Origin of the sequence: Sphingomonas sp. Root710 (assembly GCF_001429065.1) — a bacterium.
Lineage (GTDB): Bacteria > Pseudomonadota > Alphaproteobacteria > Sphingomonadales > Sphingomonadaceae > Rhizorhabdus.
Map to the genome: position 1 here is coordinate 594,860 of NZ_LMIB01000012.1, position 13,843 is coordinate 608,702.

Consider the following 13,843-nt stretch of genomic DNA (forward strand, 5'->3'; position numbering starts at 1 on the left):
TTAGCCGATTATTTTGACGGGATATGTCAGGGGTGAAATGAGCCCCCGGACCAGTCAGATGACGTGAAATAGCAGCAAAGCGATGACGACGATGCCCGGTACGCCGAGCAGCCACAGGATCAGGCCCTTGCCCATATCTTCATCCTCCTAACAAACGCGCCGCCCGCATCCGAAAAACGAAGTCATTGCAGCGCTGTTCCATCTTTCAGCCGTCATCGGCTTCGTTTACGCTGCTGTCAGCAAACGACTGTGGGGGCAGCCGATGTTCGAAGGCTTACGCGATCTCATCGGCGGCCATTATGCGCCGCACGGTTATTGCCTGCTCTGGGACCCGTGGCTGGTCTGGACGATGGCGGCTTCCGACGCGTTGATCGCGCTCGCTTATTTCTCGATTCCGATCGCCCTGGTCACGTTCGTCCGCAAGCGCCGGGACGTCGCCTTCGGGGGCATCTTCTGGCTATTCGCGCTGTTCATCACGGCTTGCGGGCTGACCCACGTCGTCGCGCTGTGGAACCTGTGGAACGGCGCCTATGAGTTGGAAGCGATCATCAAGCTGATCACGGCGCTTGCCTCGGTGGGAACCGCGATCCTGCTCTGGCCACTATTGCCCAAGGCGATCGCCCTGCCCTCGCCGGCCCATCTCCGCGAAGCGAACCGGGCGCTGCGCGCCGAAATCGCGGAGCGCGAGAAGACCGAGGCCGCGCTGGTCCAGGCCCGCAAGATGGAGGCGATGGGCCAGCTGACCGGGGGGATCGCGCATGATTTCAACAATCTGCTCCAGGTCGTCAGCGGCAGTCTCGACCTGATCGCCGCGCGAACGAGCGAGGACGAGCGCATCCAGCATCTGACCAGCGCGGCGCTGTCGGCGGTCGATCGCGGCCGGCGGCTAACAAGCCAGCTGCTGTCCTTTTCTCGAATCCAGCGAATCGAACTCCGTCCGGTCCGCGTCGCCGACGTTCTGTCGGGGCTGCGCGATTTGCTCAGCCGCACCATAACCCCATCGGTGGCCCAGCATTTTGCGACCGACAGCATGTCGGGCGTGATGGCCGACCCTGTCCAGCTCGAATTGGCACTGCTCAACCTCGCCTTCAACGCGCGCGATGCGATGCCCGATGGCGGCAAATTGACCGTCGCGGTGAATGATCAGCACCTTGAAGGCCGCGACGATGTCGCGGATGGCGACTATGTCGGCATCACCGTGTCCGACACGGGCACCGGTATGACCAGGGATGTGCTGGCGCGTGTGTTCGAACCCTTCTTCACCACCAAGCCGGTCGGGCATGGATCAGGCCTTGGCCTGAGCATGGTCTTTGGGATGGCACGGCAGAGCGGCGGCACCGTGACGATCGACTCAACCCCCGGCAAGGGCACTTCGGTAACGATCTTCCTGCGTCGCGCCGAGGAGGCCAGGCCACTCGAAGCCGTGAAACGCCGGGCCGAGACGGACGATATCCGCCAGTTGGAGGGCGCCAAGATATTGGTGGTCGACGACGAACCTATCGTGCGCGAAGTGGTCACCGATATGCTCGATGGTTTGGGGTGTAAGGTGATCACTGCCGAGAATGGCGAGCAGGCGCTCGAGCTGGTGGACAGCGAAAGGCCCGACGCGCTGCTCCTCGACTTCGCCATGCCGGGCATGAACGGCGCCGACGTCGCACGCGCGGCGCTGCAGCGGCAGCCGCGAACGCGTATCGTCTTCGCCACCGGCTTCGCCGCGTCCGAGGCGATCGAGGCGGTGGTCGGCGAGGACGCGGTCCTGTTGCGCAAACCCTTCTCTCCAGGCCAGCTGGCCGACGCGCTGCGCAGGGCATTGGCGTAGACCCCGCGAAGACATATATCGGCGATATGACCCGCTTCGCCCAGGCCCGGCTCGCCGCCCTGCTGCTCCCCGCCGCGCTGATGATCGGCGCACTCGGCTCGCAATATATCGGCGGGCTGTTTCCATGCGAGATGTGCCACTGGCAGCGTTGGCCGCATGAGGCGGCGATCGCGCTGGCGCTGTTCGCCTTCCCGCTGCCCGAACGCCCCTGGGGCCGCATCCTGGTCGCGCTGGCGATCGTCGCCATTCTGATCAGCGGCGCGATCGGCGTCTTCCATGCGGGTGTCGAATATCGTTGGTGGCAGGGCATCACCCGCTGCGCGGCCCCCGTTTCCGGCACGTCCAGCGCCGACCTGCTCGCCCAGATCATGGCGACCCCGATGATCCAGTGCAACGTGCCGCAATGGACGCTGTTCGGCATCTCGCTGGCCGGCTTCAATGCGATCTTCTCGATCCTCGGCGGGCTTGGCATCATCGCTCTATGGAGCCGCAAATGACCGCCGATGCGAAGCGGCGCGCGAGCATGCTGCGCGTCGATCAGGCGGGCGAATATGGCGCGACGCGCATCTATGCGGGACAGCTCGCGGTGATGGGACAGCGATCGGATGAGGCCCGCGCGATAGCGCGCATGGCCGAGCAGGAAGCACGCCACCGCAAGGTCTTCGACAAGATGGTCGCCGCGCGCGGCGTGCGCCCGACCGCGCTTCAGCCGCTGTGGAACGTCGCCGGCTTCGCGCTGGGCGCGGCTACCGCACTGATCGGTCCCAAGGCGGCGATGGCGTGCACCGCCGCGATCGAGACCGAGATCGACCGCCATTATGGCGAACAGCTCGAGCAGATCGGCGACGGCGACCCCGAACTGGCGGAGACGATCGCGGAGTTCCGCGCGGAAGAGGTGGAGCATCGTGACGCCGCGATCGCCGCCGGGGCGGAGCAGGCCCCCGCCTATCCGCTCTTGTCCGGTGCGATCAGGCTCGGCTGCCGCATTGCCATCGGCCTGTCGCGCCACTTATAATCCGAAGCCACCACAGAACAGGACCGCGCCGATGAAGACGACCCGCTTTCTCTCCCCGGCGCTGGCGATGATCGCCGCCGTCGCGTCGATCGGCCCGGTCTCCGCGCCCGCCCAGGCGCAGCGCACCGAACGGGTATTGACCATCTTCGGCACCGACCCCTGCCCGACGAGCAACGGCGAGGAAATCGTCGTCTGCCGCCGCATGCCCGAAGCCGAGCGCTATCGCATTCCCGAGGAACTGCGCCGCACCACCGGCCGCGAAAGCGAGACCTGGGGCGATCGGGCAGCGAGCATCGAATATGTCGGCCGCAGCGGCGTCAACAGCTGCTCGCCGAGCGGATCGGGCGGGGCATCGGGCTGCTTCCGCGAAATGGCGCGCAAGGCCTGCGACGAGGACAAGGCCGACGGCAAGAAATGCGGGATCAAGTTCTGACCGGATGTGATCCGTTCAGGACCGGGAAAGCCGCTCGCGCGTTAGTTCGCACCATGAAAGCCCTGTTCCTCATCCCGCTGCTGATAGCCGCGCCGCTGGCTGCCAGGACCGAAAAGCCCGCGCTGCCCGGCGAGGCGCCGCCGCCGCGGATCAGCACCCTGGTCGTCTATGGCGAGGACCCTTGCCCGCGCAGCAAGGATGAGGAGATCATCGTCTGCGCGCGCCAGCCGGAGAGCGACCGCTATCGTATTCCCAAGCAGCTGCGGAAGAAGAAGGCCGACGACGGGTCCGACCAGACCTGGACCGAACGAACCCGCACGCTCGACATGGTCAGCAAGAAGGGCCTGCCCAACAGCTGCTCGCCCCATGGTTCGGGCGGGCAGACCGGCTGCATGCGCCAGTTTCTCGAACAGGCCCGCGCCGAACGCGAGGCAGAAAAGGCCGGCGAGTAGATTTCGCGCCGTTTTCTCACGAAAGTCTGGTTCCACACTCTTCCGGTTTCGCACATTTCGCGTTAATCTGGATCAAGAGGTGATGCGGTGAAGGCGATCGATCCGGATCTGTTGCTCAGGGCCTATTCCATCGGTGTCTTTCCGATGGCGGACAGCCGTGCGGCCGACGACGTCTACTGGGTCGAACCCAAGAAACGCGGCATACTTCCACTCAACCGCTTCCGCCTGTCACGGTCATTGGCAAAGACGATCCGGTCGGATCGCTTCACCGTCACCGCTGACAAGGCGTTTTCGGAAGTCGTCACGCAGTGCGCTGCCAGCACGAGCGACCGGCCCGACACATGGATCAACCCCGCGATCGAGATCGCTTATGCCGATCTGCATCGCCGCGGCCACGCCCATTCGATCGAGACCTGGCACGATGACAAGCTGGTCGGCGGCCTCTACGGCGTCCGCCTCGGCGGTGCCTTTTTCGGCGAAAGCATGTTCAGCCGCGAAAGCAATGCGTCGAAGGTGGCACTCGCCTGGCTAGTCGCGCGGCTGAAGGCGGGCGGCTTCCGCCTGCTCGATTGCCAGTTCATCACCGATCACCTCCAGTCGCTCGGCGCGATCGAGGTGAGCCGCGACGACTATGTCGCGCTATTGGACGGTGCGCTGGGGGTGGCGGGCGGCGCGATGGGTGCGGCAGCGGGCTGGTCCTCGCCCGATTTCTTCGCGCTCGACGCCTTGGCCGCGACCGATCCCGAGAGGCGCACCGTGTCGGGGCCGATATCGGGATGCGCCATCGTGCAGCTCTTGGGCCAGACGTCGTAGACCGGGTCCTCGACTGCGTTGAGCGACGGCGATTCTTTGAACAGCCAGCCTGAGAAGACGCGCCGCCAGCTGCCATCGCGGTTGCGCACATCGGTCTGGACGAAGGCGCCTGTGAGCTTCTGATCCTCCCACGGCGCGGTGGTCTCGCAGGTCCGCAACCGCACGACGACGTCGCCGACGCGGATCGCCTGGCCGGGGCGCAAGGTCAGGTCGCGCGACTCGCCATTGCGCTTGTTGAGCAGGCCGAGCACCGCGACCCGCTGGCCGAGCGGCGTGCCTTCGGTGACGAGCGGCTTGTCCGGAATCTTCTCGGCGACCGGGACCGGCTTAGCAGGGGCGCTGCTATTGCCTTCGGCGCTCTCGTCACCTGCGGGCGTAAGCGCCGTGGCCACCGCCTGCTCGTCGGAGGGTATCGCCTCCACGGCCGGCTGCTGCTGGCTGGAGGCCTGCCATGCGACCACGCCGGCAAGGCCGCCGAGCGCGACCGCGCCCAGCAGGATGCGTCTCACGGCTTGGGCGCTTCCGCAGCACCGCCTTCGGCCGGGGCCGCAGAGCTGCCGCCCGACTTATTGATGAACTGGCCGACCATGCTCATCAGGTCCATCGCACCCTGCGTGTCGGCAATCGTATCGCCATCCTTGAGCGCAACCGTATCGCCGCCCGGAATCAGCGAGACGAAGGTAGCGCCGAGAAAGCCTTCGGAGGTGATCGCCGCGCTGCTGTCCGCTGGCAGCTTGACCGCCGGATCGAGCGCCAGCGTCGCCTTGACCTGGAAGCTTTGCGGATCGAGCGCCTGATCGGTGACCGTGCCGACCTTCATCCCCGCGACGCGAACCTCGCTGCCGACGTTGATGCCGGTCGAGTTGGGGAACAGTGCAGTGACGTGGATCGCTCCGGCCTTGGTGCCGCCGCCGGTCTTGTCCCAGGCGAACAAAACGAACCAGGCCGCGAACACGACCACGAACAGGCCGACCAGCGCCTCACCGATATTCTCGCGAAACAGCGATTTCATGACTTAGTTCGGGCTCCATGCCTCATAGTCGCCGGTGGCAGCGGCGCGGACGCCGCCTTTCTCCAACGCGCCAGACGGCCGATAGGCGGCTTCGGTTCCCGTCAGATTGGGCAGCGGCGTCTTCTGCCAGCTGCGCGGCTGGGGCAGCTGATCGGGGGTAAGGTCGGTGCTGTGGTGCAGCCAGCCATGCCATTCGGCGGGCACCCGGCTGGCATCGTTCGCGCCCGAATAGATCACCCAGCGGCGCTTGCGCCCGTCGGCGGCCTTGCCGCCTTCATAATAGACGTTGCCGAGAGCATCCTCGCCCATCCGCGCGCCGTTGAGCTTGCTGAACAGAAGCGTGCCGATCGTGGCGCCGTCCCACCAGGTGAAGATCTTCTTGAGCATGGCACCCGCTTAGCCGCTGGCTGCCCCTGCGCGCAACCCTTTCGCGCGATAGTGCGCCGGGCCCTCAATAGCGGTTCGACGGCGCGATCAGCCCGACCAGCAGATAAAGGACGATCGTCGATCCGACGCCGCACAACGTCAGCAGCACGGTCAGAATGCGGATCAGCATCAGGTCTATGCCGGTATAATCGGCGAGACCGGCACAGACGCCCATGATCTTGCCCTCGCTCTTGTTGAGGCGGAAGCTGTTGCTGCGGACGGACATGGCAATTTCCCTTCGCGGAAAATGGGGTGGATCAGAGAAGCGTGGGCCTGTCGAGCGACGCCGTCGCGGCCTTGCAGAAGCAATTGGCGTTGGCGGGGCCGAGCGCGGCGGTCAGGCAGGCCAGACTGAACAACAGTCCGCCGCCGACCGCGAGCAGGAAGCGCCTGGCATCGCTCATGCTGGAGTTGGTATCGAACATCGTCTTGCTCCCTCTGTGCCGGCTCGCGGCCGATATCGGGTGAAGTGCAGGAGACGTGCCAATTTCCGTGGAGCGCCGAAATTCTGCCAATTTTCGCTATCAACGTTTTTAGACGAAGAAATTCGCACTATTATTTGGCGCCCTACGCCAACAGGTGTTGGCAAATCCGGCCACTGGCAATCGCGCCAAAATGGCGAAATCCGCTGCGACGCCTATCAAGCAATGGTGTATCATCGTCCGACGCGAGCCGCCGGTTAGCGTGGCCGCGCTTCGGAGTAGGAGCTTGCCATGCATGAAGGAGGTTTTCTCACCGCTCGCAAACCCAATAGAATCGGACTGGGCCTGGTTGTCGCGGGGCACGCCGCGGTCTTGACCGCGCTCGCGCTGGCCCCGCCCGAGGCGGTCCAGCGAATCGTGTTCGTCGACACCATCGTCAAAAGCATCGAGGATCAGCCACCGCCGCCGGTCGACAAGCAGCCGCCTGCACCAAAGGCGGAACCGCAGGCCCAGCCGACGACGGTCGAACCACTGATCAAGGCTACCAATCTCGATCCCGTGATCATCGCCCCATCCAGACCGATAGACCCTCCGCCGATCCCCACGATCGAGCCGGTGCGCAGCGAACCGGTCACCACCTTGCCGGTCATCGATCCGGCCGCGATGGCGCGCTTCCAGCCCGATTATCCGCCCGAGCTGATCCGCGCCGACATCGAAGGCAGCGCAACCGTGCGGGTCCTGATCGGCAGCGATGGCCGGGTGAAGGCGGTCGAGATGGTGAGCGCCACCCATCCGGGCTTTTTCGAGGCGACCCGGAAACAGGCATTGCGCTTCTGGAGGTTCAAACCCGGCACGCGCGATGGCGTCCCTGCCGAAAGCTGGCGGACGATGACGGTGCGCTTCAAGATCCAGAGCTGACCGCCCGCTCCCGCCGCGCCGGACTGGCGCGGCGGGCCTTCGCACCCTATTTAGGCGCGCATGGCGATTTTTCCCCGACCTTCGGGCCCGCGCGCGGCCTGGACCGATCTCAAGGCGTTCTGGCGACAGCAGGAGCGGCACAAGATCCTGTTCGCCTTGCTGTCGATCCTGATGCCGATGCTGATCGTCACCGGCTTCTATGTCGATTCGAAGCCCGACAAACCGCGCGAGACGATAACCTATATCAACAGCTGGCCCGCCAGCCGCCCCGACGCCGAGATCGAGAAGCAGAACATCGCCGACCAGAAGATTCTCGACGCGAAGCGTGAGGCGAAGCGCCGCGAATATCAGAAGCTCGCGGACCAGCTCGGCATTGAATAGGCCCGCATCCGACGACCGCCGCTGGATGGCAGCCGCCATCGCGCTCGCGGCCCGCGTATGCGGGCGCACCGCCCCCAACCCGGCGGTCGGCTGCATCATCGTCCGCGATGGCCATGTGATCGGCCGGGGCTGGACCCAGTCCGGCGGCCGCCCCCATGCCGAGGCGCGCGCAATCGAAGCGGCTGGCGATGTCGCCGGCGCGACCCTTTATGTGACGCTCGAACCCTGTGCGCATGTCTCGGCGCGCGGCCCCGCCTGCGCCGGCCTGATCGCCGCCGCGAAGCCCGCCCGCGTCGTGATTGCGCTGCACGATCCCGATCCGCGCACCGACGGCAAGGGGATCGCACGGCTCGAAGCTGCCGGCATCGCCGTGACCCAGGGCGTCGGGACCGATGCCGCGCGCGCTTCGATGGCGGGCTTCCTGACCCGCCAGGCAAAGGGACGCCCGCACGTTACCCTCAAGCTCGCGATCTCGCTCGATGGCCGGATCGCCTTGCCCGACGGATCGAGCCGCTGGATCACCGGCGATGCCGCCCGTGCCCACGCCCATCTCGAACGCGCCCGGCACGAAATGATCCTGGTCGGGCGGGGCACGCTCGACGCCGATGCTCCCCGCCTCGACGTCCGGCTGCCCGGTCTCGAGGACCGCAGCCCGCGCCGGGCGGTGCTGGGCCACCGCGCCGCGCCCGACGGCTGGACCGCGCTGCGCTCTCCGGCGGATATAGGAGCGCTCGACGCGGTCGACCATCTCTTCGTCGAGGGCGGCGCGGGCGCAGCCGCCGCCTTCCTTGCCGCCGATCTGGTCGACAGGCTGCTGATCTACACCGCGCCCATCGTCATCGGCGCGGGCAGGCCGGCGATCGGCGATATCGGCCTGACCGATCTCGCACACTCGCACGGCCGCTGGCGGCGGACCGACACGCGGACGCTTGGCATCGACACCCTCTCCATTTACGAGCGGATTTAATGTTCACCGGAATCATCACCGACATTGGCACGATCACCACGGTCGAGACGCGCGGCGACCTCCATGTGCGTATCGCCTGCGGCTATGATACCGGGACGATCGACATCGGCGCGTCGATCGCCTGTTCAGGCGCGTGCATGACCGTGGTCGAGCTGGGCCCCGACTGGTTTGCGGTCGACATCAGCCATGAGAGCGTCTCGCGCACCGCGTCCGATCGCTGGAAGGTCGGGGCGAAGCTCAACCTCGAACGCTCGCTGAAGGTCGGCGACGAACTGGGCGGGCACATCGTCACCGGCCATGTCGATGGCGTCGGCACGATCGCGTCGATCGCCGAGGAAGGCGATTCGCACCGGTTCGAAATCCACGCCCCCGCCACGATCGCCCCCTATCTCGCTGCTAAGGGCTCGATCGCCGTCGACGGCATTTCGCTGACGGTCAACAGCGTCACCGATCAGCCCGACGGCAGCACCGTCTTCGGCCTGAACATCATCCCCCATACCAGCGCGGTGACGACGCTGGGTGATCGCGGCGTCGGCGACAGCGTAAATCTGGAGATCGACGTGCTGGCGCGCTATCTGGGCCGAATGGAGCAGTTACGCGCTCTCAAAATGGAATAAATCACATTCCAATGTGAATTTCCTTGGAGACTCATGTTCCGCTGTGATAGCCGTTCCACATGAGCATCGATCTTGTCACCCGCATTCGTGATGCCGTCGCCGAGCGCGGCATCTCCCGTTCCGGTCTCGCCCGCGCGGCCGGTCTCCACCCGAACTCGCTGCGGTCGCTCGACGAGGACGACTGGAACCCGACCGCCGACACGCTGAAGAAACTCGAGCGCTACCTGTCCTATTCGGGCCTTTCGCCGATCGAGGAGATCATCGACGAGGCGCGCAACGGCCGCATGTTCATCCTGGTCGACGACGAGGATCGCGAGAATGAGGGCGACCTCATCATCCCCGCGCAGATGGCGACCCCCGATGCGATCAACTTCATGGCCAAATATGGCCGCGGCCTGATCTGCCTGTCGCTCACCAAGGAGCGGGTCGACCAGCTCGGGCTGCCGCTGATGAGCCGCAACAACGGCACGCGGCACGAAACCGCCTTCACCGTCTCGATCGAGGCGCGCGACGGCGTCACCACCGGCATTTCCGCGGCCGACCGCGCCCGCACCGTCGCGGTGGCGATCGACACGTCGAAGGGGCCCGAGCATATCGTGACCCCGGGCCATGTCTTCCCGCTGGTCGCCAAGCCGGGCGGCGTGCTGATCCGCGCCGGGCACACCGAGGCGGCGGTCGACGTATCGCGCCTCGCGGGCCTCAACCCGTCGGGGGTGATCTGCGAGATCATGAACGACGACGGCACGATGGCGCGGATGGACACGCTGGTCGAGTTCGCCCGCACCCACAAGCTCAAGATCGGCACGATCCGCGACCTGATCGCCTATCGCCGCAAGAACGACCATCTCGTCGAGAGGCGGGCCGAGGCGCGCTTCACCAGCCGCTGGGGCGGCGAGTGGAAGTTGATGACCTTCTACAACAAGGCCACCGGCACCGAGCAGACCGCGCTGGTCAAAGGCCATATCGATCCCGACAAGCCGACGCTGGTCCGCATGCACCTGCTGTCGCCCTTCACCGACGTCTATGGCGAGCGCGGCCCGCGCGGCGACATGATCCAGCGTTCGATGGAGATCATCGCCGAGGAGGGGTCGGGCGTCCTGGTCATCCTCAACCGGCCGGTCGAAGGCTGGATGAGCCGCGCTGTCGCGGCACACGAAAAGGAAGACGATTCGGCGATGGACGAGTTGCGCGACTATGGTGTCGGCGCGCAGATCCTGACCGAACTCGGCGTGCACGACATGGTGCTGCTCACCAACTCACACCACACGCTGATCGCGCTGGACGGCTATGGCCTGTCGATCGTAGGGGAGCGCCCCATCCCCATCGAAGAAGAGAAAGCCTGATCATGGCCAAGCTGCTCATCGTAGAGGCGCGCTTCTACGATCATCTCAACGACATGCTGCTCGATGGCGCGCGCACCGCGATCGAGGAAGCGGGCCACAAGCATGAGACGGTCACCGTCCCCGGCGCGCTCGAAGTCCCCGGCGCGATTGCGATGGCTGCGGAAAGCGGCCGCTATGACGGCTTCGTCGCGCTCGGCGTGATCATCCGTGGTGAGACCTATCATTTCGAAGTGGTCTCGAACGAGAGCGCGCGCGGGCTGATGGCGCTATCGATGGACAGTCTCGCGATCGGCAACGGCATCCTCACCGTCGAAAACGAGGCGCAGGCGCTGGCCCGCGCCAAGCGCAGCGAAAAGGACAAGGGCGGCGAGGCTGCCAAGGCGGCGATCCGGATGATGGAACTGCGCGAACAGTTCGGCTGACGGGCCTGTGCCCTCTTCCGCATCGGGAAGAGGGCTTTGCCGTTCACGCTACCGCCGGATAATCCACATAGCCCTCGGGCCCCTGGCTGTAATAGGTCGCCGGGTTGCCCTTCGCCAGCGCGAGGTCCTGCTCGAAGCGCCTGGGCAGGTCTGGATTGGCGATGAACGGCCGGCCAAAGCTGATCGCGTCGGCTAGCCCCGCATCCAGCACCGCCTGTCCGCCCGCGCGGTCGAAATTCGAATTGAGGATGAAGGCCCCCTTGAACGCCGCGCGCATCGCCGGCGCGATCGGCGGCTGCGCGTTGGGGATGGAGGGATTCTCGCCCTGCGGCTCGCGCACCTCCAGAAAGGCGATGCCGATATCCGACAGCAGCGCCGCAGCGGCGGTGAACAACGGCGCGGGGTTGCTGTCGTCGGTCCCCTGGACGAGGCCGCTGGGCGACAGCCGGACGCCGGTGCGATCCGCACCGACCGCCTCTACCACGGTCCGCGTGACTTCGCCGAGCAGGCGGAGGCGGTTTTCGATCGATCCGCCATAGGCGTCCGTGCGCTTGTTGACGCCGTCGCGCAGAAACTGGTCGATCAGATAGCCGTTGGCGGCGTGGATCTGCACTCCGTCGAACCCAGCCGCGATCGCGTTGCGCGCAGCCTGCGCGAAATCGGCCAGCAAAGCAGGGATCTCATCGATCTCCAGCGGCCGCGGTTCGACATAGGGCTGATTACCCTCATAGGTGTGCGCATGGTCGGGCGCGGTGATCGCCGAAGAGGACACCGGCTGGCCGCCGCCGACCGACGGATGGACCAGACGGCCCATATGCCACAGCTGCGCCACGATCCTGCCGCCCGCCGCATGGACGGCGTCGGTCACCGGACCCCAGGCCGTGACCTGTTCGTCATTCCACAGGCCAGGCGCAAAGGGCCAGCCGAGGCCGAGGCGGCTGATCCCGGTCGCCTCGCTGATGATCAGCCCTGCCGAGGCGCGCTGGGCATAATATTCGGCCATCACCGGGGTAGGCACCGCCTCGCGGGTCGCGCGGGCGCGCGTGAGCGGCGCCATGATGATCCGGTTGCGCGCCTCAATCGCGCCAAGGGAAATGGGATCGAAAAGAGAGGGCATGTTTCGCCTTTCGCACTTGCTTCAGTGGCCAAGAGGTAGGACGGACATCGGCAACATGCATCCTGACGACGAAACAAGATTTGCTGCCCCCCGTGAAAGCGCTTCTGTGCGCGGCTATGCGGCGATGGTCGGCGGCAATATCGCGCTCGCCTTCGGCCCCTGGATGGTGCGCCTGACCGACGTGTCGCCGCTCGCTTCGGGGTTTTGGCGGCTGGCACTCGCGGTGCCCTTCCTCCTGCTGCTGGCGCGGTTGGCGCGCCAGCCCATTCCCCGGCTGTCTCCGTCGATGCTGGGCGTGGTCGCGATCGGCGGGCTGTGCTTCGCGGCCGATCTGGGCGCCTGGCATATGGGCATCCTGCACACCAAGCTCGCCAATGCGACGCTGTTCGGCAATTTCGCCAGTTTCCTGCTGCCCGTCATCGCGCTCATCAGCGCACGGCGGCGGCCCGAACTCGCACAGGCGACTGCGTTGCTGCTCGCGATGGCCGGCACGATGCTGTTGCTCGGCCGCTCCTATGACGTCGACCGCCGCTATCTTACCGGCGACTTGCTCTGCATCCTCGCGGGCGTCCTCTACACCGGTTATCTGCTGGCGATGGGCCGCGCCCGCGGCCTGCTTCAGCCCATCCCGCTGCTGCTCATTTCCACGATCGCAGGCCTCGCTCCGCTGCTGTTCTTCGCATGGATCGCCGGCGGGAAGATTCTGCCGGATGCGTGGGGGCCACTGATCCTGCTGGCGTTGGGCAGCCAGGTCATCGGCCAGGGCCTGATGGTCTATGCGATCGGCCACCTGCCGCCGCTGGTGATCGGCCTCGGTCTGCTGATCCAGCCCTTCATCAGCGCCCTGATCGGCTCGTTGCGCTATGGCGAGCGGCTGGGATTGCTCGACATCCTCGGCGGACTTGCGATCTGCGCCGCGCTCGTCCTGGTCCGCAGCGGCAAGTCTGGCGCGCCCGAACGGGTGGCGGTAGAAGCAACGCCATGACCGCGCCCGACACCATCCCCGCCACCGAGATGACCCTCGACGAACTTCGCGTCGCTCTCGCGGAACGCATCGCGGGACATGCGGTGTTCGACGGCTGGACCGAAACCGCATTGGCGGGCGCCGCCGCTGAACTTGGCATCCCCGCCGATCGCGCCGCGCTCTGCTTTCCCGGTGGAGCCATCGAGATGATCGACGCATGGTTCGCCGTCATCGACGCGCACATGGCCGCGAAGCTCGATGCGGCGGGCGCATCCGGCTGGAAGATCCGCGACCGCATCCGCGGTGCGGTGCTCGCCCGGCTCGACGAGGCCTCGGCGCATCCCGACGCGCTGCGCCGCGCGCTCGCGATCCTCGCCCGGCCAGCCAATATGGCGCGCGCCGCCCGGCTGTGCTGGCGCGCCGCCGACGCGATGTGGCGTGCGGCCGGCGACAGCAGCGTCGATGCCGCCTGGTACACCAAACGCGCAACCCTCGCCGCCGTCTATTCGGCGACGCTGATGGCCTGGATGGACGATGACAGCGAAGGCTTCGCGGACACCCGGGCCTTCCTCGACCGACGTATCGACGATGTGATGAAGGTCGAGAAACTCAAGGCCCGGCTCAAGCCCGATCCCGATCGCCATTTCAGCCCCGCCCGCGTTCTCGGGCGGCTGCGCTACCGGCTAGAGGGATAGGGCGCGATCCACTGCGGACGCGAGTTT

19 protein-coding genes and 1 pseudogene are annotated in these 13,843 nt (G+C 66.1%); 14 read left to right on the forward strand and 6 right to left on the reverse strand.

All coding sequences use genetic code 11. The annotated features are described in order from the left end of the window. Positions 1–262 precede the first annotated feature (262 nt). The 6 genes from ASE00_RS12765 to aat all read left to right on the forward strand — a co-directional run bounded on the left by ASE00_RS12765 (position 263) and on the right by aat (position 4,532). Positions 263–1,819 carry a response regulator gene (locus ASE00_RS12765; RefSeq protein WP_056380769.1) on the forward strand — a complete coding sequence of 519 codons (1,557 nt, stop codon included), beginning with the start codon at positions 263–265 and terminating at the stop codon, positions 1,817–1,819. 26 nt (positions 1,820–1,845) lie between these two features. Then, on the forward strand, positions 1,846–2,316 hold the full coding sequence (locus ASE00_RS12770; protein WP_056380771.1) for a disulfide bond formation protein B: 471 nt from the start codon (positions 1,846–1,848) through the stop codon (positions 2,314–2,316). Then, complete coding sequence (locus tag ASE00_RS12775; protein WP_056380773.1) at positions 2,313–2,834, forward strand: demethoxyubiquinone hydroxylase family protein; 522 nt, start codon at positions 2,313–2,315, stop codon at positions 2,832–2,834. The genes ASE00_RS12770 and ASE00_RS12775 overlap by 4 nt, the downstream gene beginning before the upstream one ends. 31 nt (positions 2,835–2,865) lie before the next feature. Beyond that, positions 2,866–3,267, forward strand: coding sequence for a hypothetical protein (locus tag ASE00_RS12780; protein WP_056380775.1), 402 nt, complete (start codon positions 2,866–2,868; stop codon positions 3,265–3,267). A gap of 53 nt (positions 3,268–3,320) precedes the next feature. Next, positions 3,321–3,719 carry a hypothetical protein gene (locus tag ASE00_RS12785; protein ID WP_056380777.1) on the forward strand — a complete coding sequence of 133 codons (399 nt, stop codon included), beginning with the start codon at positions 3,321–3,323 and terminating at the stop codon, positions 3,717–3,719. A gap of 87 nt (positions 3,720–3,806) precedes the next feature. Then, on the forward strand, positions 3,807–4,532 hold the full coding sequence (gene aat, locus ASE00_RS12790) for a leucyl/phenylalanyl-tRNA--protein transferase (RefSeq protein WP_056380779.1): 726 nt from the start codon (positions 3,807–3,809) through the stop codon (positions 4,530–4,532). 35 nt (positions 4,533–4,567) lie between these two features. Here the strand turns inward: aat and ASE00_RS24330 are convergent. From ASE00_RS24330 to ASE00_RS23495, 5 genes and pseudogenes are all read right to left on the reverse strand, one after another. After that, positions 4,568–5,041, reverse strand: a pseudogene (locus tag ASE00_RS24330) (DUF2155 domain-containing protein); the annotation flags it as partial. Then, the gene (gene mlaD / locus ASE00_RS12795; RefSeq protein ID WP_056380781.1) at positions 5,038–5,544 is read right to left on the reverse strand and encodes an outer membrane lipid asymmetry maintenance protein MlaD; all 507 of its coding nucleotides are present in this window, start codon (positions 5,542–5,544) and stop codon (positions 5,038–5,040) included. The pseudogene ASE00_RS24330 and the gene mlaD, both read right to left, overlap by 4 nt. Before the next feature lie 3 nt (positions 5,545–5,547). Continuing rightward, a complete protein-coding gene (locus ASE00_RS12800; RefSeq protein ID WP_056380782.1) occupies positions 5,548–5,931 on the reverse strand; it encodes an NADH:ubiquinone oxidoreductase subunit NDUFA12 in 384 nt (127 codons plus the stop codon). 64 nt (positions 5,932–5,995) lie between these two features. Then, positions 5,996–6,196: a PspC domain-containing protein gene (locus ASE00_RS12805; RefSeq protein WP_056380784.1), complete on the reverse strand. Its 201-nt coding sequence runs from the start codon at positions 6,194–6,196 to the stop codon at positions 5,996–5,998. A gap of 31 nt (positions 6,197–6,227) precedes the next feature. Next, positions 6,228–6,395 carry a hypothetical protein gene (locus ASE00_RS23495; RefSeq protein ID WP_156405410.1) on the reverse strand — a complete coding sequence of 56 codons (168 nt, stop codon included), beginning with the start codon at positions 6,393–6,395 and terminating at the stop codon, positions 6,228–6,230. A 288-nt stretch (positions 6,396–6,683) separates the two neighbouring features. On the opposite strand from ASE00_RS23495, the gene ASE00_RS12810 reads away from it, so the two are divergent. The 6 genes from ASE00_RS12810 to ribH are packed head-to-tail and all read left to right on the forward strand — an operon-like array spanning position 6,684 to position 11,040. Further along, positions 6,684–7,310 (forward strand): energy transducer TonB, encoded by a 627-nt coding sequence (locus ASE00_RS12810; protein ID WP_056380786.1) that lies wholly within the window; start codon positions 6,684–6,686, stop codon positions 7,308–7,310. A gap of 60 nt (positions 7,311–7,370) precedes the next feature. Further along, the gene (locus tag ASE00_RS12815; protein ID WP_056380787.1) at positions 7,371–7,691 is read left to right on the forward strand and encodes a hypothetical protein; all 321 of its coding nucleotides are present in this window, start codon (positions 7,371–7,373) and stop codon (positions 7,689–7,691) included. Continuing rightward, positions 7,684–8,658, forward strand: a complete 975-nt coding sequence (gene ribD / locus ASE00_RS12820) for a bifunctional diaminohydroxyphosphoribosylaminopyrimidine deaminase/5-amino-6-(5-phosphoribosylamino)uracil reductase RibD (RefSeq protein ID WP_268801355.1) — start codon at positions 7,684–7,686, stop codon at positions 8,656–8,658. Before ASE00_RS12815 ends, ribD begins: the two co-directional genes overlap by 8 nt. Then, on the forward strand, positions 8,658–9,275 hold the full coding sequence (locus tag ASE00_RS12825; protein WP_056380794.1) for a riboflavin synthase: 618 nt from the start codon (positions 8,658–8,660) through the stop codon (positions 9,273–9,275). Before ribD ends, ASE00_RS12825 begins: the two co-directional genes overlap by 1 nt. Positions 9,276–9,334: 59 nt before the next feature. Beyond that, positions 9,335–10,618 carry a 3,4-dihydroxy-2-butanone-4-phosphate synthase gene (ribB, locus tag ASE00_RS12830; protein WP_056380796.1) on the forward strand — a complete coding sequence of 428 codons (1,284 nt, stop codon included), beginning with the start codon at positions 9,335–9,337 and terminating at the stop codon, positions 10,616–10,618. 2 nt (positions 10,619–10,620) lie between these two features. Continuing rightward, a complete protein-coding gene (gene ribH, locus ASE00_RS12835; protein ID WP_056380798.1) occupies positions 10,621–11,040 on the forward strand; it encodes a 6,7-dimethyl-8-ribityllumazine synthase in 420 nt (139 codons plus the stop codon). 43 nt (positions 11,041–11,083) lie between these two features. Here ribH and ASE00_RS12840 read toward each other — a convergent pair whose 3' ends face one another. Beyond that, positions 11,084–12,157: an alkene reductase gene (locus ASE00_RS12840; RefSeq protein WP_056380800.1), complete on the reverse strand. Its 1,074-nt coding sequence runs from the start codon at positions 12,155–12,157 to the stop codon at positions 11,084–11,086. A 55-nt stretch (positions 12,158–12,212) separates the two neighbouring features. On the opposite strand from ASE00_RS12840, the gene ASE00_RS12845 reads away from it, so the two are divergent. Further along, positions 12,213–13,142: a DMT family transporter gene (locus tag ASE00_RS12845; RefSeq protein ID WP_056380803.1), complete on the forward strand. Its 930-nt coding sequence runs from the start codon at positions 12,213–12,215 to the stop codon at positions 13,140–13,142. Then, positions 13,139–13,816, forward strand: coding sequence for a COQ9 family protein (locus tag ASE00_RS12850; protein ID WP_056380805.1), 678 nt, complete (start codon positions 13,139–13,141; stop codon positions 13,814–13,816). Before ASE00_RS12845 ends, ASE00_RS12850 begins: the two co-directional genes overlap by 4 nt. Positions 13,817–13,843: the final 27 nt, after the last annotated feature.